Source organism: Vibrio sp. K4, assembly GCF_051122595.1.
Classification (GTDB): domain Bacteria; phylum Pseudomonadota; class Gammaproteobacteria; order Enterobacterales; family Vibrionaceae; genus Vibrio; species Vibrio owensii.
Window position 1 is genome coordinate 2091860 of the sequence record NZ_CP178578.1, and the last position, 25009, is coordinate 2116868.

Below are 25009 nucleotides of genomic sequence, written 5' to 3' on the forward strand. Positions count from 1 at the left end.
GCTCATAGAAAGAAGCCCAACAAAAAAGCCATGCAAAGTAGGCTCTGCATGGCTTTGGTTCGGGCAGCAATGACACTGCCATTGTCTAGGACTGGTTACATTGAGCTTTGATCGAAATCGTTGCCTTGATCAGTACCCGTTTGAGTATCTGAGTCGAAGCTGCCAGAGTCATCCGTGAAGTCAACACCTTGGTCTTGACCTCCCGCACTTGTCCAGTCGCTGCCGCCAGATTCCATACCCGCCATGTCTGGTTGCTGATCTTGAGCAGAACCTTGCATGGTGTATTGATCATCGACTTCAACTTCAACTGTGCCACTCGCACCTTCTACCGCGCTGCCCAATTCGTCGTAACCTTGGAATTGGATTTCGCTCGTACCTTCGTAACCTTCTGGTAGGTCAACCGATACTGGTTGGTTCAGGTTGCCACTTAATGTGAAGCTGCCATCGCCGTTATCCAGTGCGTTGCTTACTGATGCACCATCAGGTAGACCGGACATTTCTGCATAATCCACCGATTCGTTACCACTGACCTCATCTGGAACCGAGATAGAAATGGTATCGCCTGGTGCTGCAGTCACATCAGCTGCGCTCTCCTCTTCACTGTCTGCACCGTTTGCTGCTTGCTCTTCAGGCTGTTGCGCTTCGCCGACTTGCTGCTCTGATGATGCTTGAGCAGTTTGGATCTGTGGCTCGTCGCTTTGCGCTGAATCGTCTGCAACTTGGATGCTCAGATTCTGAGTCGATACTTCACCATTGTCGTTGACCTGAACATCCATAGCCAAATTGCCATCGAAGTCATCGTTCGGCCAGTATGTCCACTCTTCATCACCTGACTTCGCAAAGAAACCAGCATCGTTTGCATCGGCGACATCCAACACTTCTGCAGAAGGGCTAATGCCAAGCTCATCAATCAACTGCGCTTCCGTTAGTGTTAGTGAACCATCATCAGCCAGTGCGTAGCCTTCGCTGGTTGTGGTTTCACCTTCACCTTGGATGTCGACATTAAAGAAGCTCTCAATGCGGTTTTCACCGTCAGTTGCAATGAAGCCAACTTGAACATCTCCGGTGTAGCCTTCTGCTGGTGTGAATTGGTAGTTACCTTGGTTATCGGTCTCTATCACACCTTGACCTTCCATTAGGCTCACTGACTCAATGCTCAAGCTGTCGCCTTCTGCATCGCTCAAGGTCGATAGCATGTCGTCATTGGTGAACGACAAGGTGCCATCCGCTGCCATTTCTGTGGTAGAAATGCTGTCGATTTCTGGTGAAGCATTCTCTTGTGGTGCGTCTTCTTTCACGACCACGCCTGTTTGCTCATCATGAAGCACACCGTCTTTATCAATCACGTAAGCGATATCCGCTTCACCAGTAAAGCCCGGTGCTGGATTGAATGTCCATGTGCCATCACCGTTATCGACAATCTCACCTTGGCTGCGATCAGCTAGGTGAACGAATTTCACTTCATCACCCGCGTCAGCGTCCACGTTTTCTGCCAATCCGATTAGGTCATCAGCGGTTAGAATAACTGGCTCACCCGCTAGGGTTTCGAAGTCACCTGAATCGATGCCATCTTCGAACTCTTCTGGCTCGTCACCATAATCCACCGTTGTTGCGGTCACGGTTACGAAGAACTCGCCATTAAAGTCAGCCGGAGGCGTCATTTGCAGGTCTGAAATATCCCACTCGTTCAAGTCAATGTATTGACCCGGTTCCGTGATGGTAATGGTGTTCACACCATCCGTAACTTCGAAGCCAACAGGGAAACCAGTCATCACTAGGTTACTTAGCGTTTCTGAATCGTCGATCAGACCGACATTCAAGCCTAGGTGACCCGTTTCGTCCTCACCGAAGACTAACGGACCATCATGGTCGGTTGTGATGACCGCGCCATCCGCAACAGGGCGAACAAACACTGGTACATCAAGTACCGTCTCAAACTCACCGTCACTTACCACAACTTGCAAGTCAGAAACCCCTGCAAAATCGCCAGTCGGTGTGAATGTCCAAGTACCGTCACCGTTGTCTGTTACCTCACCACCATCTTCACCTTCTGCGGTGATAATGCGTGATACGACTAGGTTTTCAGTGTCGATATCACCGAACAAGTTCATCAGGTCGCCAGCGTCGAAGGTGAATGCGCCATCCTCGTCGGTTGCCATAAAGGCATTACCCACATTGAATGGAGCATCGTTGACTGGGATAACATCCACATTCAACGAGCCTTCAACCACTTCTTCACCATCCGTCGCGGTGTAGCCCAGTTCCACCAAACCATTGAAGTCTTGGGTGGTTACCAAGTGGTACATACCATCTGGTTGCTGGGTTAATGTCGCGTTTGCAGGCGCACGAACCGTGATGCTTTCTACGCTGATTTCGTCACCATCAAGATCCGTGACCTGATCAGCGATGTAAGCTGGGTCAATTACCATGACCACATCTTCTTCGCCTTGCATCTGGATGGTTGGCGCTTCTGGTGCATCGTTAACCGCTTCGATGTTTAGATTGCCTTCAACTGGCGTAACTAAATCACCATCGCTGACACCGAACGACATTGGCACATCACCATTGAAGTTCTCAGCCGGAGTGAATGACCAAGTGCCATCACCGTTGTCTAGCAAGTCACCGTATTGCTCATCAATCACTAGGTCGACAGCAGACAGTTCGTCGTAGGTGTTGTCGATGTCTGTCGCGTTAGCAAGCAACATGTCCTGCGTGATAAGAATGGTGGTATCTTCGGTGCCAGCAATATTCACTGGCGTTGATTGCGGCGCATCGTTAATTGGGTTCACCGTTAGGTCGACGCCCACTTCCACGCTCGCACCATCGTTATCAATCAAGTCGAAGCTTAGGTCGATATCGCCATTGAAGTTCGCATCAGGCGTAATCGTAAAGCTACCATCTTGGTTCTCAACAACGGTTGCATTGGCTACCGCGGTTAAGTTCACTGCTTCTAGATTATCGCTGTCTACGTCACCCGCTTGAGCCAATAACTGCTCTTGACTCAATGTGATTGAACCGTCTTCATCGACGCTGTAAGCCAAGTCGCCAGATACCGGAGCATCGTTGACTGGCAATACATCAATGTTCGCGTTGGTTGTCGCAGTTGCACCGTCTTCATCAACGACGACTACGTCTAGGCTTACGCCACCGTTGAAGTTTTCATTTGGTGCGAAGCTGTAAGTGCCATCGTCATTCGCCGTTAGAATGCCGTCGCTACCACTGTAAGAGACGCTTTCTAGGCTCACGTCGCCTTCCACGTCACTTGATTGCGCTAGCAGTTGCTCTTCCGTGAAGATAATGACTTCGTCTTCATTAACAGAGTAACTTGTCGCACCTGCGATTGGTGGATCGTTCACCTCAAGTACTGTGATACCCGCAGTGGTTGAGTCTGTCGCACCCTCTTCATCGACAACTACAACGTCTAGGCTGACCTCGCCATTGAAGTTCTCGTTTGGAGAGAAGGTGTACGTACCATCGCCATTGTCTTGGAAGACGCCATCGTTGCCACTGTAAGTCACACTACTGATGTCTACGTCGCCTTCAATATCCGACGAATTAGCCAGTAGTTGCTCGTTACTGATGGTGATCGAGTTGTCTTCATGTACTGTGTAAGACGTGCTGCCCGCCACAGGAGGATCGTTCTCTGGCGTCACACTCACATCAATGTTGGCAGAGGTCGTATCCGTACCGTCTGACACATCGAAAGTGAAGTTCACATCGCCATTGAAGTTCTCATTCGGTGCGAAGCTGTACGTGCCATCGCCATTGTCGGTGAGAACACCGTCTGCACCTGTGTAAGTCACTCCTTCAACTGTTAGGTTGTCACCTTCTACATCCGTCGCGCCTGTTAATAGGTCTGCATCTGTAAAGGTAAGAAGACCGTCCTCACCCACGGTGAACGCTTGATCTTGTGGTTCAGGCGCATCATTAACTGGTGTTACTGATAAGTCGAGACCAGCCGCAACCACTTCTTCACCATCCGTGACATCGTAACTAAACTCAATGTCGCCGTAGAAGTTTTCGCTTGGAGTAATGGTGAAGCTGCCATCCTCGTTCATTTCAACCGTTGCATTTTCATCATTGGTGCTTAAGTTGATTGCGCTCAGATCGTCACCATCGATATCAACGGCATGCTCAAGTAACTGTTCTTGAGTCAGCGTGATGCTGTTGTCTTCGGCAGTGACTGCGCTGATATCACCCGTCACTTCTGGTGCATCATTGGTTGGCGAGATATGAATCGTCACATCTTGCGTCGCTGTCGCTGTTGTACCTGTATCTACATCCGTAGAGGTTGCGTTCACGGTTAGCGTCACATCGCCATTGAAGTCTGCAGAAGGAATAAACTCTAGCCCTTCTAGCTCGCCTGGTTGTAGTGACCAAGTGCCGTCGCCATTATCAACACCTGCTGATAGTGCGCTACCTTCTGGCACATCTTCAATCAAGATAGAGAGGTTTTCTGAGCCATCGGTATCGGTTAACGCTGCATCGATATCAAGCGGCACTGGCGTATCTTCGGTACCAATGATTTGGTAATCCGCGTCCGCTACCGTGATTTCGATGTTGTCGATACCAAACGATTCATCCCAAACGTCTTGATTCAAGGTTGAACCGAAGCCGAGTTGCAGTTCGCCATCCTCGACAGGAACCGTCAGGTTGATTTGGTGAGCTTGGTCATTCCAACCACTGAAGCCTTCACGTTGAGAAGCTCCGTGGATCACTTCACCTACTTCGTTACCATCTGAGTCGTAAAGCGTTGTCGTACCATCTTGAGTACGGAACGCGGAGTTTTCCAAGGTGGTTAGCTGTTCACCGCCGACAAAGATTTGGAACGACTCGCCATCCCATGAATCGATTTCGTAGAAGCTAAACGATATATTCACTTCATTAACATCACTTGGGATCTCGTAGGTTTTGCTGACCGCTTCATCACCGCCAGTGCCACCAATACGACCCAGCATATCGCCCGTTTCGAAGCCTTGTGAGCTCTCAGTGTTCGCATTCCAACCGTTCGAGCCAGACTCGAAGTTGTCTGAAGCAATCACCAAGTCCGAAGCAATCGAAAGCTCTGGCATATCAACCACAGATTGAACATCAATGTTCGCTTCTGCTGGCACGGTTGCGGTGCCATCGTTGACATCAAACGTCACGTTAACGTTGCCATCGAAGTTTTCATTCGGCGCAAAGGTGTACGTGCCGTCACCGTTGTCGACTAAAGTACCGCTGTCAGAAGCAACGTTTTCAACCGTTAGGTTATCACCATCGATATCACCTGCATTTTGCAGCAGTTGCTCTTCGGTGAAGGTGAAGCTTGTGTCTTCTTGCGTAACAAACTGTGGCTGACCAACCGTTGGCAAGTCGTTTACTGGGTTCACAGTCAGATCGGCAGTCGCTTGAATGGTTGCATCACCGTCCGTAATGTCGAAGCTCAGATCAATGTCGCCATTGAAGTCCGCATCCGGTGTGATAGTGAAGCTACCATCATCGTTCGCAACAACGGTCGCATTACCGTCAACAGTCAGGTTGGATGCGGTTAGGTCATCACCATCCACGTCGCCGGCTTGAGCAAGAAGCTGCTCTTGGCTGAGGGTGATAGAGCCGTCTTCATCCACGCTGTAAGCTAAATCACCTGATACCGGAGCATCATTGATTGGCAATACATCGATGTTTGCATTGGTTGCTACCGTTGCGCCATCTTCATCAGTCACAACAACATCAAGACTGACGTCACCGTTGAAGTTTTCGTTTGGTGCGAAGCTGAATGTACCGTCGCCGTTGTCAGTAAAGATACCGTCGGAGCCGCTGTAGCTGACGCTATCAATCGCGACGTCACCTTCAACATCAGAAGCATTCGCCAATAACTGCTCAGAGCTAATGGTGATGACTTCGTCTTCGTTGACTGAGTAGCTAGTTGCACCGGCAATTGGTGGATCGTTTACCTCAAGTACTGTAATACCTGCGGTGGTTGAATCCGTAGCACCGTCTTCGTCTACCACAACAACATCTAGGCTCACTTCACCATTGAAGTTCTCGTTTGGCGAGAAGGTGTAAGTACCATCACCATTGTCTTGGAACACGCCATCTGCGCCGCTGTAGCTGACGCTGTCGATTGCTACTTCGCCTTCGACGTCAGATGAGTTAGCCAATAGTTGTTCGTTACTGATGGTGATCGAATTGTCTTCATGCACCGTGTAAGACGTGCTGCCTGCAACCGGAGGATCGTTCTCTGGCGTCACGCTTACGTCGATATTCGCCGTCACGGTATCCGTGCCATCGGAAACATCGAAGGTAAAGTTCACGTCGCCATTGAAGTTTTCGTTTGGCGCGAAGCTGTAAGTGCCATCACCATTGTCGGTTAGGACACCGTCTGCACCTGTGTAAGTGACACCTTCAACCGATAGATTATCGCCATCGATATCCGTTGCGCCATCAAGCAGATCTTCATCAGTGAAGAGCAAGACGCCATCTTCACCAATGGTAAACGCTTGATCTTCTGGCTGTGGAAGGTCGTTAACTGGATTAACCGTTAGGTCAGCCGTTGCAACAATAGTGTCGCTGCCATCGTTGATATCGAACGTGATATCAATGTCACCATTGAAGTTCGCATCAGGTGTAATGGTAAAGCTGCCATCATCGTTTGCCGTAACCGTTGCATCACCGTCAACCACTAGGTTAGTGGCGGTTAGCGCGTCCCCTTCTACATCCGATGCTTGAGCAAGAAGCTGCTCTTGGCTAAGCGTAATTGAATTGTCTTCATCAACACTGTAAGCCAAGTTGCCCGATACTGGCGCATCATTGATTGGCAATACATCGATGTTTGCATTAGTTGACGCAGTTGCACCGTCTTCATCAACAACCACAACATTTAGGCTCACATCGCCATCGAAGTTTGCGTTTGGTGCGAAGCTGAATGTGCCGTCACCGTTATCAGTAAAGATACCGTCAGAGCCGCTGTAGCTTACGCTATCAATCGCAACTTCACCTTCAACGTCAGAAGCGTTCGCCAATAACTGCTCAGAGCTAATGGTGATGACTTCGTCTTCGTTCACTGAGTAGCTAGTCACGCCTGCAATTGGTGGATCGTTCACCTCAAGTACTGTAATACCTGCTGTAGTCGAATCCGTCGCACCGTCTTCATCGACCACGACAACATCTAGGCTCACTTCGCCATTGAAGTTCTCGTTTGGCGAGAAGGTGTACGTACCGTCACCATTGTCTTGGAACACACCATCTGTTCCGCTGTAGCTAACGCTATCAACCGCGACATCTCCTTCGACGTCTGATGAATTCGCCAGTAACTGCTCGTCACTAATGGTGATCGAGTTGTCTTCATGCACTGTGTAAGAGGTGCTGCCCGCAACCGGTGGATCGTTCTCAGGTGTGACTGTCACATCGATATTCGCCGTCACGGTATCCGTGCCATCAGAAACATCGAAGGTAAAGTTCACCTCTCCATTGAAGTTTTCGTTTGGAGCGAAGCTGTATGTGCCATCGCCATTGTCAGTTAGGACACCGTCCGCGCCAGTGTATGTGACACCTTCTACCGATAGGTCATCGCCATCGATATCCGTTGCGCCATCAAGCAGATCTTGGTCAGTGAAGGTCAACACGCCATCTTCACCAATGGTGAACGCTTGATCCTCAGGCTGCGGCAAGTCATTAACTGGGTTAACCGTTAGGTCAGCCGTTGCAACGATAGTATCGCTGCCATCGTTGATATCGAACGTGATATCAATGTCGCCATTGAAGTTCGCGTCAGGCGTAATGGTAAAGCTACCATCGTCATTAGCCGTAACCGTCGCATCACCGTCAACCACTAGGTTAGAAGCGGTTAGTGCATCACCTTCTACATCCGTTGCTTGTGCCAACAATTGTTCTTGGCTTAGCGTGATCGAGTTGTCTTCATCGACGCTGTAAGCCAAGTCGCCCGATACTGGAGCATCATTGATTGGCAGAACATCAATGTTTGCCGTCGTCGAAGCGGTCGCACCATCTTCGTCCACGACTACAACATCAAGATTCACTTCACCATTGAAATTTTGGTTTGGTGCAAAACTGAACGTACCATCACCATTGTCGGTAAAGATACCTTCGCTGCCACTGTAGCTCACGCTATCTAATGCTACCTCACCTTCAATATCGGAAGAGTTTGCCAACAACTGTTCTGCACTGATGGTGATGACTTCATCTTCATCAATGGTGTAACTGGTTACGCCTGCGATTGGTGGATCGTTCACCTCAAGAACGGTAATACCCGCTGTTGTTGTATCAACCGCGCCGTCCTCGTCAACCACGACAACATCTAGGCTAACATCGCCTGTAAAGTTTTCGTTTGGTGAGAAGGTGTAAGTACCATCGCCATTAATTTCGAGCACACCGTCGTTACCGCTGTAACTCACGCTGCTGATCGCAACATCACCCTCGATATCAGACGAATTAGCCAGTAGTTGCTCGTCACTGATGGTGATCGAGTTGTCTTCATGTACTGTGTAAGACGTGCTGCCCGCCACCGGAGGATCGTTCTCTGGCGTCACACTCACATCAATGTTGGCAGAGGTCGTATCCGTACCGTCTGACACATCGAAAGTGAAGTTCACATCGCCATTGAAGTTCTCATTCGGTGCGAAGCTGTAAGTGCCGTCACCATTGTCGGTGAGAACACCGTCTGCACCTGTGTAAGTCACGCCTTCAACTGTTAGGTTGTCACCTTCTACATCCGTCGCGCCTGTTAACAAGTCCGCATCAGTGAAGGTAAGAAGACCGTCCTCACCCACGGTGAACGCTTGATCTTGTGGCTCTGGAGCGTCATTGACTGGTGTAACGGTTAGGTCAAGACCAGCCGCAACCACCTCTTCGCCATCCGTGACATCGTAACTAAACTCAATGTCACCATAGAAGTTCTCGCTCGGAGTAATGGTGAAACTGCCATCCTCGTTCATTTCAACCGTTGCATTTTCATCATTGGTGCTCAGGTTGATTGCACTTAGGTCATCGCCATCGATATCAACAGCGTGCTCCAGTAACTGCTCTTGAGTCAACGTGATGCTGTTGTCTTCGGCAGTGACCGCCGTGATATCCCCCGTCACTTCTGGTGCATCATTGGTTGGCGAGATATGAATCGTCACATCTTGCGTCGCTGTCGCCGTTGTACCTGTATCCACATCCGTAGAGGTTGCATTTACGGTTAGCGTCACATCGCCATTGAAGTCCGCAGAAGGAATAAACTCTAGCCCTTCTAGCTCGCCAGGTTGTAGTGACCAAGTGCCGTCGCCATTATCAACACCTGCTGATAGTGAGCTGCCTTCTGGCACATCTTCAATCAAGATAGAGAGGTTTTCTGAGCCATCGGTATCGGTTAACGCTGCATCGATATCAAGCGGCACTGGTGTATCTTCGGTACCAATGATTTGGTAATCCGCATCCGCTACCGTGATTTCGATGTTGTCGATACCAAACGACTCATCCCAAACGTCTTGATTCAAGGTTGAACCGAAGCCGAGTTGTAGTTCGCCATCCTCGACAGGAACCGTCAGATTGATTTGGTGTGCTTGGTCATTCCAACCACTGAAGCCTTCACGTTGAGAGGCTCCGTGGATCACTTCACCCACTTCATTACCATCTGAGTCGTAAAGCGTTGTCGTACCATCTTGAGTGCGGAACGCGGAGTTCTCCAAGGTGGTTAGCTGTTCGCCGCCGACAAAGATTTGGAACGACTCGCCATCCCAAGAGTCGATTTCGTAGAAGCTAAACGAGATATTCACTTCGTTGATATCACTTGGAATATCATAAGTTTTGCTGACCGCTTCATCACCGCCAGTGCCACCAATACGACCCAGCATGTCGCCCGTTTCGAAGCCTTGTGAACTTTCGGTGTTTGCGTTCCAACCGTTCGAGCCAGACTCGAAGTTATCAGACGCAATCACCAAGTCCGAAGCAATCGACAGCTCTGGCATATCAACCACAGATTGAACATCAATGTTCGCTTCTGCTGGTACGGTTGCGGTGCCATCGTTGACATCAAACGTCACGTTCACGTTGCCATCGAAGTTTTCATTCGGCGCAAAGGTGTACGTGCCGTCACCGTTGTCGACTAAAGTACCGCTGTCAGAAGCAACGTTTTCAACCGTTAGGTTATCACCATCGATATCACCTGCATTTTGCAGCAGTTGCTCTTCGGTGAAGGTGAAGCTGGTGTCTTCTTGCGTAACAAACTGTGGCTGACCAACCGTTGGCAAGTCATTCACTGGGTTCACAGTCAGATCGGCAGTGGCTTGAATGGTCGCATCGCCGTCCGTAATGTCGAAGCTCAGATCAATGCCGCCATTGAAGTCTGCATCCGGCGTGATAGTGAAGCTACCATCGTCATTCGCAACAACGGTCGCATTGCCATCGACAGTCAGGTTAGATGCCGTTAGGTCATCGCCATCCACGTCGCCTGCTTGTGCAAGAAGTTGCTCTTGGCTGAGAGTGATAGAACCATCTTCATCCACGCTGTAAGCCAAATCACCTGATACCGGAGCATCATTGATTGGCAATACATCGATGCTTGCATTGGTTGACGCAGTTGCACCGTCTTCATCAACAACGACAACATCAAGACTGACGTCACCGTTGAAGTTTTCATTTGGTGCGAAGCTGAATGTGCCATCGCCGTTGTCAGTAAAGATACCGTCGGAGCCACTGTAGCTGACGCTATCAATCGCGACGTCACCTTCAACGTCAGAAGCATTCGCCAATAGCTGCTCAGAGCTAATGGTGATGACTTCGTCTTCGTTCACTGAGTAGCTGGTCGCGCCGGCAATTGGCGGATCGTTCACCTCAAGTACCGTAATACCTGCGGTGGTTGAATCCGTCGCACCGTCTTCATCGACAACCACAACGTCAAGGCTCACTTCACCATTGAAGTTCTCGTTTGGCGAGAAGGTGTAAGTGCCGTCACCATTGTCTTGGAACACACCATCTGCGCCACTGTAGCTGACACTATCAATCGCGACTTCGCCTTCGACGTCAGATGAGTTAGCCAATAGTTGTTCGTTACTGATGGTGATCGAATTATCTTCATGCACCGTGTAAGACGTGCTGCCTGCCACTGGTGGATCGTTCTCTGGCGTCACGCTTACATCGATATTTGCGGTCACGGTATCCGTGCCGTCAGAGACATCGAAGGTAAAGTTCACATCGCCATTGAAGTTTTCGTTTGGCGCGAAGCTGTAAGTACCGTCACCGTTGTCGGTTAGGACACCATCTGCACCAGTGTAGCTCACGCCTTCAACCGATAGGTCATCGCCATCGATATCCGTTGCGCCATCAAGCAGATCTTCATCAGTGAACAGCAAGACGCCATCTTCACCAATGGTGAACGCTTGATCTTCTGGCTGTGGTAGGTCGTTAACTGGATTAACCGTTAGGTCAGCCGTTGCAACAATAGTGTCGGTACCGTCGTTGATGTCGAACGTGATATCAATGTCACCATTGAAGTTCACATCAGGCGTAATGGTAAAGCTGCCATCATCATTTGCCGTAACCGTTGCATCACCGTCAACCACTAGGTTAGTCGCGGTTAGCGCGTCGCCTTCTACATCCGATGCTTGAGCAAGAAGCTGCTCTTGGCTTAGCGTAATTGAATTGTCTTCATCGACACTGTAAGCCAAGTTGCCCGATACTGGCGCATCGTTGATTGGCAATACATCGATGTTTGCGTTAGTTGCCGCAGTTGCACCGTCTTCATCAACAACCACAACATCTAGGCTAACATCGCCATCAAAGTTGGCGTTTGGTGCGAAGCTGAATGTGCCGTCACCGTTATCAGTAAAGATACCGTCAGAGCCGCTGTAGCTTACGCTATCAATCGCAACTTCACCTTCAACGTCAGAAGCGTTCGCCAATAACTGCTCAGAGCTAATGGTGATGACTTCGTCTTCGTTCACTGAGTAGCTGGTCGCGCCTGCAATTGGTGGATCGTTCACCTCAAGTACTGTAATACCTGCGGTAGTTGAATCCGTTGCACCGTCTTCATCGACTACGACAACATCTAGGCTCACTTCGCCATTGAAGTTCTCGTTTGGCGAGAAGGTGTACGTACCATCACCATTGTCTTGGAACACACCATCTGTGCCGCTGTAGCTGACGCTATCAACCGAGACATCTCCTTCGACGTCTGATGAATTTGCCAATAACTGCTCGTCACTGATGGTGATCGAATTATCTTCATGCACTGTGTAAGACGTGCTGCCTGCTACCGGTGGATCGTTCTCTGGTGTGACTGTCACATCGATATTCGCGGTGACAGTATCCGTGCCATCAGAAACATCGAAGGTGAAGTTCACGTCGCCATTGAAATTCTCGTTTGGCGCGAAGCTGTAAGTACCGTCACCGTTGTCGGTTAGGACACCATCTGCGCCAGTGTAGCTCACACCTTCTACCGATAGGTCATCACCATCGATGTCCGTTGCACCATCCAACAGGTCTTGATCCGTGAAGGTCAACACGCCATCTTCACCAATGGTGAACGCTTGATCTTCTGGCTGCGGCAAATCATTAACTGGGTTAACAGTAAGGTCCGCCGTTGCAACAATAGTATCGCTGCCGTCGTTGATATCGAACATGATATCAATGTCGCCATTGAAGTTCGCATCTGGCGTGATAGTGAAGCTACCATCGTCGTTTGCCGTAACCGTTGCATCGCCATCAACCACTAGATTAGATGCGGTTAATGCGTCACCTTCTACATCCGATGCTTGAGCAAGAAGCTGCTCTTGGCTCAGTGTGATTGAGTTGTCTTCGTCAACGCTGTACGCCAAGTTACCCGATACTGGTGCATCATTGATTGGTAAGACATCGACTGTGATGTAAGTATCGACCTCTGCACCATCTTCATCGCGAATGGTCACATCCAACTGTACTTGGCCGTTGAAGTTTTCATTCGGAGCAAAGCTACAAGTGCCATCGCCGTTTACTGAGAAGATACCATCTGGACCGTCGTAGCTGATGCCAACTAGCTCAACATCCCCTTCAACATCCGAAGCATTCAGTAGCACTTGCGATTCACTGAAGGTTAGAACTTGGTCTTCATCGATAGTGTATGCGGTAGGACCTGCGATTGGTGGGTCATTTACCTCAATCACAGTAATGCCAGCAGTAGTAGAGTCCGTTGCACCTTCTTCATCGACAACGACAACATCTAGGCTCACCTCGCCACTGAAGTTCTCGTTTGGTGAGAAGGTGTAAGTACCATCACCGTTGATTTCTAACACACCATCGTTACCGCTGTAGCTCACGCTATCAATCAACACATCGCCTTCAATATCCGATGAGTTCGCTAATAGCTGTTCGTCACTGATGGTAATCGAATTGTCTTCATGAACGGTGTAAGCCGTGCTGCCTGCAACCGGTGGATCGTTCTCTGGCGTCACTGTTACATCGATATTCGCGGTCACAGTATCCGTGCCATCAGAAACATCGAAGGTAAAGTTTACGTCGCCATTGAAGTTTTCGTTCGGTGCAAAGCTGTATGTGCCATCGCCATTGTCAGTAAGAACACCGTCTGCGCCTGTGTAAGTGACGCCCTCAACAGAGAGGTCATCCCCTTCAATGTCGGTAGCGCCTGTTAGCAGATCCGCATCAGTAAAGGTCAGCACACCATCTTCACCAACAGTGAACGCTTGATCTTGTGGTTCTGGCGCATCGTTAACTGGTGACACCAATAACTCAAGGTTGGTAGAGACAACATCATCGCCGTCCGACACATCGAACGTAAAGGTGATATCACCATTAAAGTCCGCATCTGGCGTTAAGGTGTAAGTACCGTCGCCATTGTCTGTGATGGTGATGTTTTCATCATCCGTTGCCAAATTCAGCGCTGTCAGTTGGTCTCCATCCAAGTCACGGGCATTAGCAAGCAAATCTTCTTGCGTAATTAGGATTGAACCATCTTCTTCAACCATCGCTGAAACAGGCAATGCTTCAGGCGCATGTTCAATGTGGGCACCTGTTGCATTGACATAGATGGTTTGAGAAACGGTTTCAGAATCATTATTTGATAGCTCTGTTGCCGTTGCCGTTACATTGATTTCTAGCTGTTGGTTAAAGTCTTCTGGCAATTGAATCTGTAGCTCTTGTTCAATTGCTGTGGTTGGAAGCGTTACAGAACCATCTGGACCGACTGTAACTTCACCGCTGTAGATTTGGCTGTTCACTTCACCCACATCAATGGTGAAGTTGAAGTCGGTGTAATCGGCATCGCCGCCACCGTAAAGATCTTCAAAGCCGTAAACCAGTTCACCGTCTTCGTTCACGGTAGTTCGGGTATGTTCAATGCCATCTTGGTTGAGCTCTGAGCTTGAACCACCATGGAAGACTGCATCACCGAATTGGCTTTGAATCACGGTTTCAGAACCATCAGCGCCAACAAACACGAGTTGTGGGTCAACTGTATCCATGTTCGCAGGAGAGCCATCTGCCGCACGGAACTCGTACTGACCATCTTGCATGGATGCAAAGTCATTGAAGTTATGACCGTTAGGAATCAAGAATAGGTTGAAGCTTTCCCCTTCCGAGATTTGGAAGCTGAACTGATCTTGTCCCGGAACGAGGTCACCGCCGCCGCCAACTTGAGAGGCGTTTTCGTATACCACTTCAACGCCCGTGATGTTGCCATCTTCATCGACTTTGTAGTAACCCGCTGTGTTTTGGTAACCCGCGGTTTCACCTTCAAACGTAACCGTGATTTCAGTATCGTTGAAACTGGTGATACCGTTGTCTTGATCGTTAAGTACCCCTTCGTTGTCGTAGCTGATCACCGAACCTTCTGGAACACCATCAACGGTCACAGTCAGCGTTTCTGACAAGTCTTGGTCAACCAATGCTGCGGCGATGTTCACTTCAACAATACCGCCTGGCTCAACCAAGATCGCTTGGTCATCCACGTTTCGACCATCGCCATCAGTGATGACTAGGTCTGGCGCATCAGCCACGGCTTCGATATGGACATTAATGTCTTGCTCAACTTCATCAGTGCCGTCAGAAACCGTAAAGCTGAACTGCAAGTCACCACTGAAGTGCTCTTCTGGTACGAAGCTAAATGTACCGTCACCGTTGTCCGTTACAGTACCTTCATCACCCGAGTAGTTAATGCTCGTAACAGTGAGGTCATCACCATCGATATCAATCGCACCGCTTAGAAGATCTTCTTGCGTGAACAGGATGCTGCCATCCTCTTCGATGCTATACATGGCTGGTGCGACAATTGGGATATCATTTACGGGATTAACCGTCAGTGTCATATCAGTTGAAGTGCTTAGCTCGCCGTCGTTCACTTCATAGGTAAACGCAATTTCACCATTAAAGTTCTCAGATGGCGTCACGGTATAGGTACCGTCACCATTGTCTACAATCGTTGCGTTAGGATCATTGGTTTCTAGTGCCGTTGCGTATAGGTCATCACCATCTTGATCGCTGGCATTTTCAAGCAGCATTTCTTGTGTCACGAGAATAGAACCATCCTCGTCCACGTCTGCCACGATTGGTGCTGCTTCTGGTGCGTCGTTGACGAACTCAACTTTCAAGTCGATGTTTGCCGCCACCACATCGGTGCCATCGCTCACATCAAACGTGAGGTCAACATTACCAAAGAAGCCTTGCTCTGGCGTTAACGTGTAAGTGCCATCGCCATTGTCTGTTACTTGAACCGTATCGCTTAAGCTCGTCACGTTCACAACAGATAAGTCATCGCCTTCGATGTCCGTCGCTTGAGCCAGCAGCTCTGCTTCAGTAATCGTGATCGCTTCGCCATCTTCTGTAGTGAAGGACAAATCAGGTACATCTGGCAGGTCGTTCACTGGGTTAACGGTGAGGTTTAGATCCGCAGCGACGGTTTCGATCGCGTCAGTTACGTCATAAGTAAATTCGATTTCACCAAAGAAGTTTTCGCTCGGTGTAATCGTGAAGCTACCATCAGCGTTCTCAACGATGGTTGCATTAGGATCGTTGGTCGACAGGTTCACCGCTTCAAGGTTGTCACCATCCACGTCCGTCGCGTTCGCCAACAAGTCTTCTTGAGTGATGGTAATTGAGCCATCTTCATCGACGACCGCATCAACCGGACCGCTGACCTCTGGACCTTCGTTGACGATCTCAACATCGATCTTCGCAGTGCTTGGTGCACTTGCTTGACCGTCGCTGATGTCGAAGGTCAGGTTCACTTCACCATAGAAGTTCGAAGTTGGCTCGAAGGTAAAGGTGTTGTCGCCGTTGTCTGTCAACGTACCTTGTGACTGGTCAACAAGCAGTAGATTCTCGATATGCAGAATGTCGCCATCCACATCGGTCGCACCTGATAGTAGGTCTTTTGCTTCGATGATGATGGTGCCGTTTTCTAGCATTTGAGTATGCAGCGGCGCACCAGGAACTGGCACATCATTGACTGGAATAACGGTCAGATCTAGATGGGTGTCGACTTCATCGGTGCCATCGAAGACTTTGTAATCAATGTCGACTTCACCATTGAAGTTTTCATTCGGCATAAAGGTGTAAGTGCCGTCGCCATTGTCGACAAGCTCACCGTTATCACCGCTGTAAGAGATATCAGAGATAGACAGCGCATCGCCTTCCACGTCACTTGCATTGGCAAGCAGATCGTCCGCGCTAAACGTAATGCCCACATCCTCATCAGTCGACAACACAATCGGACCAGAAACAATTGGCGCATCGTTTACTGCTTCAAAGTTGATGTTGATGATGTTGTCGTCAGTGAGTTCACCATCTGTAACTTGGTAACCAAGCTCAATTTCACCGTAGAAGTTCTCATCTGGTGTGACTGTCCACGTACCATCGCCGTTGTCGGTTAACGTAGCGTGCTCCGCGTTATCCCCCACCAGCTCTAGGTTTTGAATATCAAGAACATCGCTATCGATATCACTCGCTTGTGCTAAAAGCTGCTCTTCTGTGATAACCACAGATGCAAACTGCGTAGAACCTTCGGTATCAATGGTCACATTTGGCAGATCAGCCGTCAGTTCGATTTCACTGTCACCTTCACGGATATTCAGTTCTACCGTTTCCGTGATTTCCGTGCCGTCCACGCCAATAGATGTGAACACCGCTTCATCATGACAAGTTTGCGAAACCGTCATGTTTTGAACCACGTATGTACCGTTACCTTGAATCGTACCTAACTCAAAGTAAGATACAGGCTCGTTCACCGTTAGGGTGTAATCCGTCTCATAGCTACCACGATCTTCTTTGTGGTAAGTCATCGAGTCGATCAAGTCACCATCAGAGTTGAAGGCGCGAATTTCGACTTCGGTAAAGTGGCGAGACTCTTCCATAAACCAGCCGCCTAGACCATCTAGGTGGAATCTGATTTCGTTGATATCTTGACCTTCAACGGTCACAGTTAGTTTTTCATCACCGCTCAAGCCTTGACGGTCAGTATCACCAATACCGTGACCGATGTGTGTTTTACCATTCCACGCACCGAGTGGGTCATCATTACTTTGAACGGTAACTTTCAAATCACCATCAACAAACTCACGTGTGTAAGGGTCAACAGCAGTACCCCAATCATCGAGGCTAGCGTTGTCGTCAAAGGTACCAATTTGACTCGTATGCGTACCGTTCGCCAATGCATCATCATTTGGAATGAAGCGCACTTCCGTGTCTGCAGGAACCTCCTGCCCGACTTCTAGCTGTACCCATTCGTCATTTAGATTCGCTTCAATGATGCCGTTTTCAGGGGCTTGGTCGAGACGTAAAGCAGGCTCTTCACGCAGAGAAACACCCACTGTTTGGTCTTCTTCCGCTTGAATAAAGATCTCGTCGCCCGCTTCTGGCGCATCGTTGACAGGGTTAACGGTCAGATCCAACGTGGTCAGAACATCATTTTCGCCATCGCTGATGTTGTAAGTGAAGTCCAACTCACCGTTAAAGTTTTCGGTGTGCGTAATGGTGAAAGAACCATCGTCATTGGCTACGATCGTCGCATCTGGGTCATTGGTTTGTAGATTGCTGGCAACAAGGTCATCACCTTCAATGTCTGTCGCATTCGCAAGCAATTGTTCTTGCGTGATGGTGATGGCGTTATCTTCATCCACTTCAGCTTGAATGCCTGACGTTTCAGGTGCGTCGTTCACCGCGATAACATCGATGCCTGCGGTTGTCGTATCTGTTGCACCATCTTGGTCGATAACCATAACGTCGAGCGAAATGTTACCGTCAAAGTTCTCATTTGGCGTAAAGGTATATGTGCCGTCGCCATTGTCCACGAAGCTACCGTCGTTACCAGAGTAGCTAACATTCGCCAAGGCTACGTCGCCTTCCACATCAGAAGAGTTGGCTAACAATTGCTCGTCACTAATGGTGATTTGACCGTCTTCTTGAACCGTGTAAGACGTAGAACCTGCCACCGGCGGATCGTTCACTGGAGTCACGCTGACATCAATGAATGCAGGTGTTGAACCTGTGCCGTCAGACACATCGAATGTGAACTGAACATCACCGTTGAAGTTCTCATTCGGCGCGAAGCTGTAAGTGCCATCACCATTATCGGTAAGCACGCCGTCCGCACCTGTGTAGAGAACGTTTTCGATAGACAGATCATCGCCATCAATATCCGATGCGCCTTCCAATAGGTCTGCATCCGTGAACAGCAAGGTGCCATCTTCTTCTACCGTGAACTGTTGATCTTGCGCTTGTGGCAAGTCATTCACAGGATTAACAGTAATATCCAGACCAACTTGTACCGAGCCGCCATCGTTATCAATGATATCGAAGGTCAGATCTAGGTCGCCGTTGTAGTTTTCATCCGGTGTGATGGTGTAACTGCCATCATCGTTGTATTGAATTGTCGCGTTGTCATCTGTCGATAGATTGATGGCTTCAAGGTTCTCGCTATCAATATCGCCCGCTTTGGCAAGCAGCTGCTCTTGGCTTAGCGTGATTGAGCTGTCTTCGTTGATGGTGTAAGCCAAATCGCCCGATACTGGTGGATCGTTGATTGGCAATACGTCGACATTGATGTGCGTATCAACGGTTGCCCCATTTTCATCTTGAATGGTCACATCCAACTGAACTTGACCATTGAAGTTCTCGTTTGGTGCAAAGCTGCAAGTACCATCGCCATTGACGGTAAAGATACCATCCGAGCCTTCATAACTGATGCCAACAAGCTCTACATCACCCTCGATATCAGATGCGTTGGCAAGAATTTGTGACTCACTAAATGTCAGTACTGAATCTTCGTCAACCGTGTAAGACGTTGGACCGGCAACTGGAGGATCATTCACTTCAATGACCGTAATGCCTGCGGTCGTTTCGTCAATCGCACCTTGCTCATCCGCCACAATCACATCAAGGCTGATATCACCACTGAAGTTCTCATTCGGCATGAAGGTGTAAGTACCGTCACCGTTGTCTTGGAATACGCCATCGGTGCCTGAATAGGTCACGCTATCGATGGACACTGCGCCTTCCACATCCGAAGAGTTAGCCAGAAGCTGCTCGTCAGAAATGGTAATCGCATTATCTTCATCAACCGTGTAAGACGTTGAACCCGCAACCGGAGGATCGTTCACTGGAGTGACGCTCACGTCCACATTTGCAGGTACGGTTTCAGTACCGTCAGAAACACCAAAGCTAAAGCTGACATCACCGTTGAAGTTTTCGTTTGGTGCAAAGGTGTAAGTACCATCACCGTGGTCAGTTAGCACACCATCGCTGCCTGTGTAGCTAATGCCATCAACCGTTAAGTTGTCGCCATCGATATCGGTCGCGCCAGCAAGCAAGTCTGCATCGGTAAACTGAAGCGTGCCATCTTCTTCAACACTGAACTGCTGGTCTTGAGGAACAGGAAGATCGTTAACTGGATTAACCGTTAGATCCGCCGTTGCTTGGATTGTGTCTGTGCCATCTGTAATGTTGAATTGGATATCAATGTCACCATTAAAGTCCGCATCTGGTGTAATCGTGAAGCTGCCATCATCGTTCGCTGTAACGGTTGCGTTTCCATCGACCGTCAAATCGCTAGCAGTCAGGTCATCGCCCTCAATATCAGACGCTTGAGAAAGAAGCTGCTCTTGGCTGAGTGTAATCGCTCCATCTTCATCAACGCTGTAAGCCAAATCACCCGATACTGGCGCATCATTGATTGGCAATACATTCACATTAATGACGGTATCAACTTCTGCTCCATCTTCATCTCGAATGGTCACATCAAGTTGAACTTGTCCGTTAAAGTTCTCGTTTGGCGCGAAGCTGCACGTGCCATCATCGTTAACGGTGAAAATGCCATCCGGACCATCATAGCTAATGCCAACAAGCTCTACATCGCCTTCCACATCAGAGGCATTCAACAGCACTTGCGACTCACTAAACGTCAGAACTGAATCTTCATCAATAGTGTAAGAAGTTGGTCCAGCGACTGGTGGATCGTTCACTTCCAGCACCGTAATACCAGCAGTGGTGGCATCCGTTGCGCCTTCTTCATCAGCGACGACGACATCAAGCGTCACTTCACCATTAAAGTTTTCATTTGGAGAGAAGGTGTACGTACCGTCACCATTGATTTGCAACACACCATCGCTGCCAGAGTAGCTCACGCTATCAATCGAGACATCCCCTTCTAAATCCGAAGAATTTGCCAACAGTTGCGCGTCAGAAATGGTAATAGAGTTGTCTTCGTGAACCGTGTAAGACGTTGAACCAGCCACCGGAGGATCATTCACCGGCGTGACGCTCACATCTACATTCGCTGAAACCGTATCTGTGCCATCAGATACGTCGAAGCTGAAGTTCACATCGCCGTTGAAGTTCTCATTTGGCGCAAAGCTATATGTGCCATCGCCATTGTCAGTTAGAACGCCGTCGGTGCCTTCATAGCTGATTCCCGTTACAGAAAGGTCATCGCCTTCAATGTCGGTAGCACCTGCAAGCAGATCTGCATCAGTAAATTGCAGCGTGCCGTCCTCTTCCACACTGAATTGTTGGTCTTGAGGAACAGGCAGATCGTTGATTGGATTAACGGTTAGGTCAGCGGTTGCTTGAACGGTATTCGTGCCATCTGAAATATCGAAGCTGATGTCGATATCACCATTGAAATCTGCGTCTGGCGTGATAGTGAAACTACCATCGTCATTTTGAGTCACCGTCGCGTTGCCATCTACCGAAAGGTTAGACGCCGTCAGTGCATCGCCTTCCACATCGGAAGCTTGCGACAACAACTGCTCTTGGCTCAAACGAATCGAGCCATCTTCATCCACTGAGTAAGCAAGATTGCCAGACACTGGCGCATCATCGACTGGTGTGACGCTTACATCAATGTTGGCAGAAACCGTATCTGTGCCGTCGGACACATCAAAGCTGAAGTTTACGTCACCATTGAAGTTTTCATTTGGCGCAAAAGTGTAAGTCCCATTACCGTTGTCGGTCAGGATGCCGTCACCACCGTCGTAGCTTACGCCCTCAACTGTTAGGTTATCGCCTTCAATATCCGTTGCGCCAGTAAGCAGGTCTGCGTCCGTAAAGATCAGCGTGCCATCTTCTTCCACGCTGAACTGCTGGTCTTGAGGGACAGGCAAATCGTTGATTGGATTAACCGTTAGGTCAGCGGTTGCTTGAACGGTATTCGTGCCATCTGAGATATCAAAGCTGATGTCGATATCACCATTGAAGTCTGCGTCTGGTGTGATGGTGAAGCTACCATCGTCATTTTGAGTCACCGTCGCGTTGCCATCTACCGAAAGATTAGATGCCGTCAGTGCATCGCCTTCCACATCGGAAGCTTGCGACAACAACTGCTCTTGGCTCAAACGAATCGAGCCATCTTCATCCACCGAGTAAGCAAGATTGCCAGATACTGGCGCGTCATCGACAGGCGTAACACTGACATCAATGTTGGCAGAAACCGTATCTGCGCCGTCGGACACATCAAAGCTGAAGTTCACATCGCCGTTGAAGTTTTCATTTGGCGCAAAAGTGTAAGTCCCATTGCCGTTGTCGGTCAGGATGCCGTCGCCACCATCGTAACTCACACCTTCAACGGTTAGGTTATCGCCTTCAATATCCGTTGCGCCAGCAAGCAGGTCAGCATCGGTGAAGATCAGAGTTCCGTCTTCTTCCACCTCAAAGGTTTTATCTTCAGGCACTGGTGCATCATTGATTGGACGAACAGTTAAATCGATAGAGCTTGAAACGGTTTCTTGACCATCACTGATATCAAACGTTAAGTCGAGTTCACCATTGAAATCAGCGTCCGGAACCACGGTGAACGTGCCGTCACCATTGTCTTGAACCGATGCATTCGCACCTACTTGGACGTTAGACGCAACAAGGTCGTCGCCATCAACATCACTTGCGTATTCGAGTAATTGTTCTTGCGTGAAGGTAATGGTGCCGTCTTCATCCATGATGTAAGCCAGATCTTGTTCTACCTCTGGCGCATCGTTTTCACCTTCGACTTTAATTTGGAACGTTTCGCTCGTGGTTTCTGAGTCGAAATCATCTTCTACTTGCGTTGTGGTCTCTTCGCTAGAGTCTTGAACGTCCACCGCAAAGGTTTCTTCTGTGGTTTCTGAATCTAGGTTATCACCACCTTGTGAACCTTCAGAATCGGATGAAGAGGCACTTGGCGCAGCCGAAGTTTGTACAGCTTGTCCTTGTGCCTCATTGCCTTCTGCGTCCGAACCACCTTCAGAGCCAGAGGCATCACCGCCACCAACAGCTTGTGCACCCGTACCTGAAGCAGCACCGCCGCTGCCCGCCGCTTCTTCACCAGACCCACCGTCTGATGCCACGCTGTCTACCACGTTCGATTGAGCGGCATCCGAACCACCGCTACTCTCTGGCGTGTCTTCTTGTACCGCACCACCGGACGCCGAGGCTTCTTCTTCAGATCCAGCACTACTTGGGTTGTCTTCCATCGCCTGATTGGCTTCGTCTGCTGCATCGGTATTTTCAGCACCCGTTGCTACGGTCGAAGCAATCGTATTCTGTTGATTTTGCTGATTCTGCTGCTGGGAGGGCGTACCCGCGTCATTGGTTTCCGTTTGTTCTACCGCGTCATTTAGGTCTTTGTTTTGGTTATTTTGGTTGTTGTCACCTGCCATTACAGCCTCCGTTGCCATTAGCTAACTGATCGTGTTTAGAGGCAGTAAAGGACACCATTCTGGAAAACCAACTTTTTTATCCAACTTTTTTCATACTCATGTTGTTTAACCAGAAAGAGGTAAAAAAAATTTGAAAACGCAATTTAAAGATCCTTAGTTATTGTCATTAAAGCAATTAGGGCGGTGGAACAATGATAAACATGACGAATCTGTTGCGCTCAGTCGACAACAGCCACAAAGGGCTGCAATTGCTATTGGGAGATTTTTATAAGGATTTCAGCAGCGCGGCTATCAACATCGAAATGCTGCATAAACAAAACCGTTTTGAAGAGCTGAGCGGCTACTCAAAAAAGCTGAAAACCATTCTGGTCCTGCTTTGTGATGATGATTTACCACCCAAGATGGCAAAGCTAGAACATTTAAGTAAGCACCACTTTCCCGCACCTAATGAATTGATTGAGGACATCAAAACTGAGCTCAACAACGTGAACAAACAAATAAGCCAGCTGTTAGATATCGAGAACTCTATCGATGACAGCGCAGATGATGAATAACCGAGGTGGATCATGAGTAACAAGCAGATCGAGCACCACCTCAGAAAAGCACTCGTGTCCAACAACGAGTCTTCGAAGGTGACCGCAGACGATACGATCGTGCTAGCCAGTGCGATGACCAGCGTACACAAAACATTGCTGGTTATCTTTTTGCTTTCAATGGTGGCGATCGCCGTGGCGTCTCAAGCTCGTATCGACATTGTGGTGTCGGTGCGCGGTGAGCTATTGCTGGAATCTGACGTAGAAAAAGTGCAACACCTCGAAGGCGGTATTCTCGAAGAAATGTTAGTGCGCAAAGGCGAAGTGGTTTACGAAGGTCAACCCATTGCGCGCATTCGCTCTTTGGATAGAAACACTCAACTCGATACGGTGAACACAGAAATCATTCAGCTCGAGTTAGACAAACTCCGTTATGAAAGCCTGCGTGATATGGTAGAGCCCGATTTCTCTGCCTACATCGAAAAATACCCAGAACTCGTTCAGGTAAATATGAATACCTGGCAGCAAGAGTTTTCCAAAAACCGATCTAATGAAGAGTTGATCACTCACGACATCAATCATAAGAATTCTTTGATTGATTCTATGCTTAAGCGCCGCAAAAGTTCCGAGAACCAGCTTTCGTTGATTCGCAAGCAGCTCAATATCAAGAACACCCTCTATAAAGAAGAGATGGCATCTTATGTCGATGTTCTGAATATGCAGGTTCAAGAATCAAACATGGTGCGTGAGATTGAAAATCTCGATGAGTCGGTCATGAATGAGCGCTTCCAACTCGACAAACTAGAAAAGCAGTACCGAGACTTGGTGGAAAATCGCAACTCCGAATACCAAGCGCAAATCATTCAAGCGAAGAAAGATCTCAAGCTAAAACGCATTCTTCGTCCTCAACACTCTGACAAAGTGGATCGCCTCGTGGTCTACGCCCCTATTGATGGTGTGGTGGATAAAGTGCACTTCAACTTCCGCTCTGCCGTGATACCGCCGGGGGAAAGTATCGCGGACATTGCGCCGATCAATAACTCCCTTCATGGCGAAGCGAAGATTCCACGTAAAGACATGGGCTTTGTTGAAATCGGACAGGCAGTCAAAGTGAAGATGGACACCTACAACTTTGCCAAATACGGATTTTTGGAAGGTCGAATCGCGTCGATCAGCCGTTCGTCCTATGAAGAAGAGGACGCTGAATTCTACCTCGCTGAAATCCAAATCAGCCAAAACTATCTAGAGCGTGGAGGCACACAATACAAACTGTCCCCTTACATGGAGTTTACCGCCGACGTGAAAACAGGGTCGCGTCGGGTTATCGAATACGCTGCGAAGCCGGTTATGTCGGCTATCGAAGACGCGTTCGATGAGAGGTAA

The 25009-nt window shown here is 48.9% G+C and carries 3 protein-coding genes; 2 read left to right on the plus strand and 1 reads right to left on the minus strand.

Translation table 11 applies throughout. The features are described 5' to 3' along the window. Positions 1-95: 95 nt before the first annotated feature. Positions 96-23093 (minus strand): tandem-95 repeat protein, encoded by a 22998-nt coding sequence (locus tag ACLIIY_RS26900; RefSeq protein ID WP_434528893.1) that lies wholly within the window; start codon positions 23091-23093, stop codon positions 96-98. Between the two features lie 200 nt (positions 23094-23293). Here ACLIIY_RS26900 and ACLIIY_RS26905 point away from each other — a divergent pair, with 200 nt between their 5' ends. Beyond that, positions 23294-23647 (plus strand): hypothetical protein, encoded by a 354-nt coding sequence (locus ACLIIY_RS26905; protein WP_029790234.1) that lies wholly within the window; start codon positions 23294-23296, stop codon positions 23645-23647. Positions 23648-23659: 12 nt separating this feature from the next. Next, positions 23660-25009, plus strand: coding sequence for an HlyD family type I secretion periplasmic adaptor subunit (locus ACLIIY_RS26910; RefSeq protein ID WP_009704725.1), 1350 nt, complete (start codon positions 23660-23662; stop codon positions 25007-25009).

Coding starts and splice junctions, on each gene's coding strand:
- ACLIIY_RS26900 (WP_434528893.1), bottom strand. CDS start 23,093: ATGGCAGGTGACAACAACCAAAATAACCAAAACAAAGACCTAAATGAC.
- ACLIIY_RS26905 (WP_029790234.1), top strand. CDS start 23,294: ATGACGAATCTGTTGCGCTCAGTCGACAACAGCCACAAAGGGCTGCAA.
- ACLIIY_RS26910 (WP_009704725.1), top strand. CDS start 23,660: ATGAGTAACAAGCAGATCGAGCACCACCTCAGAAAAGCACTCGTGTCC.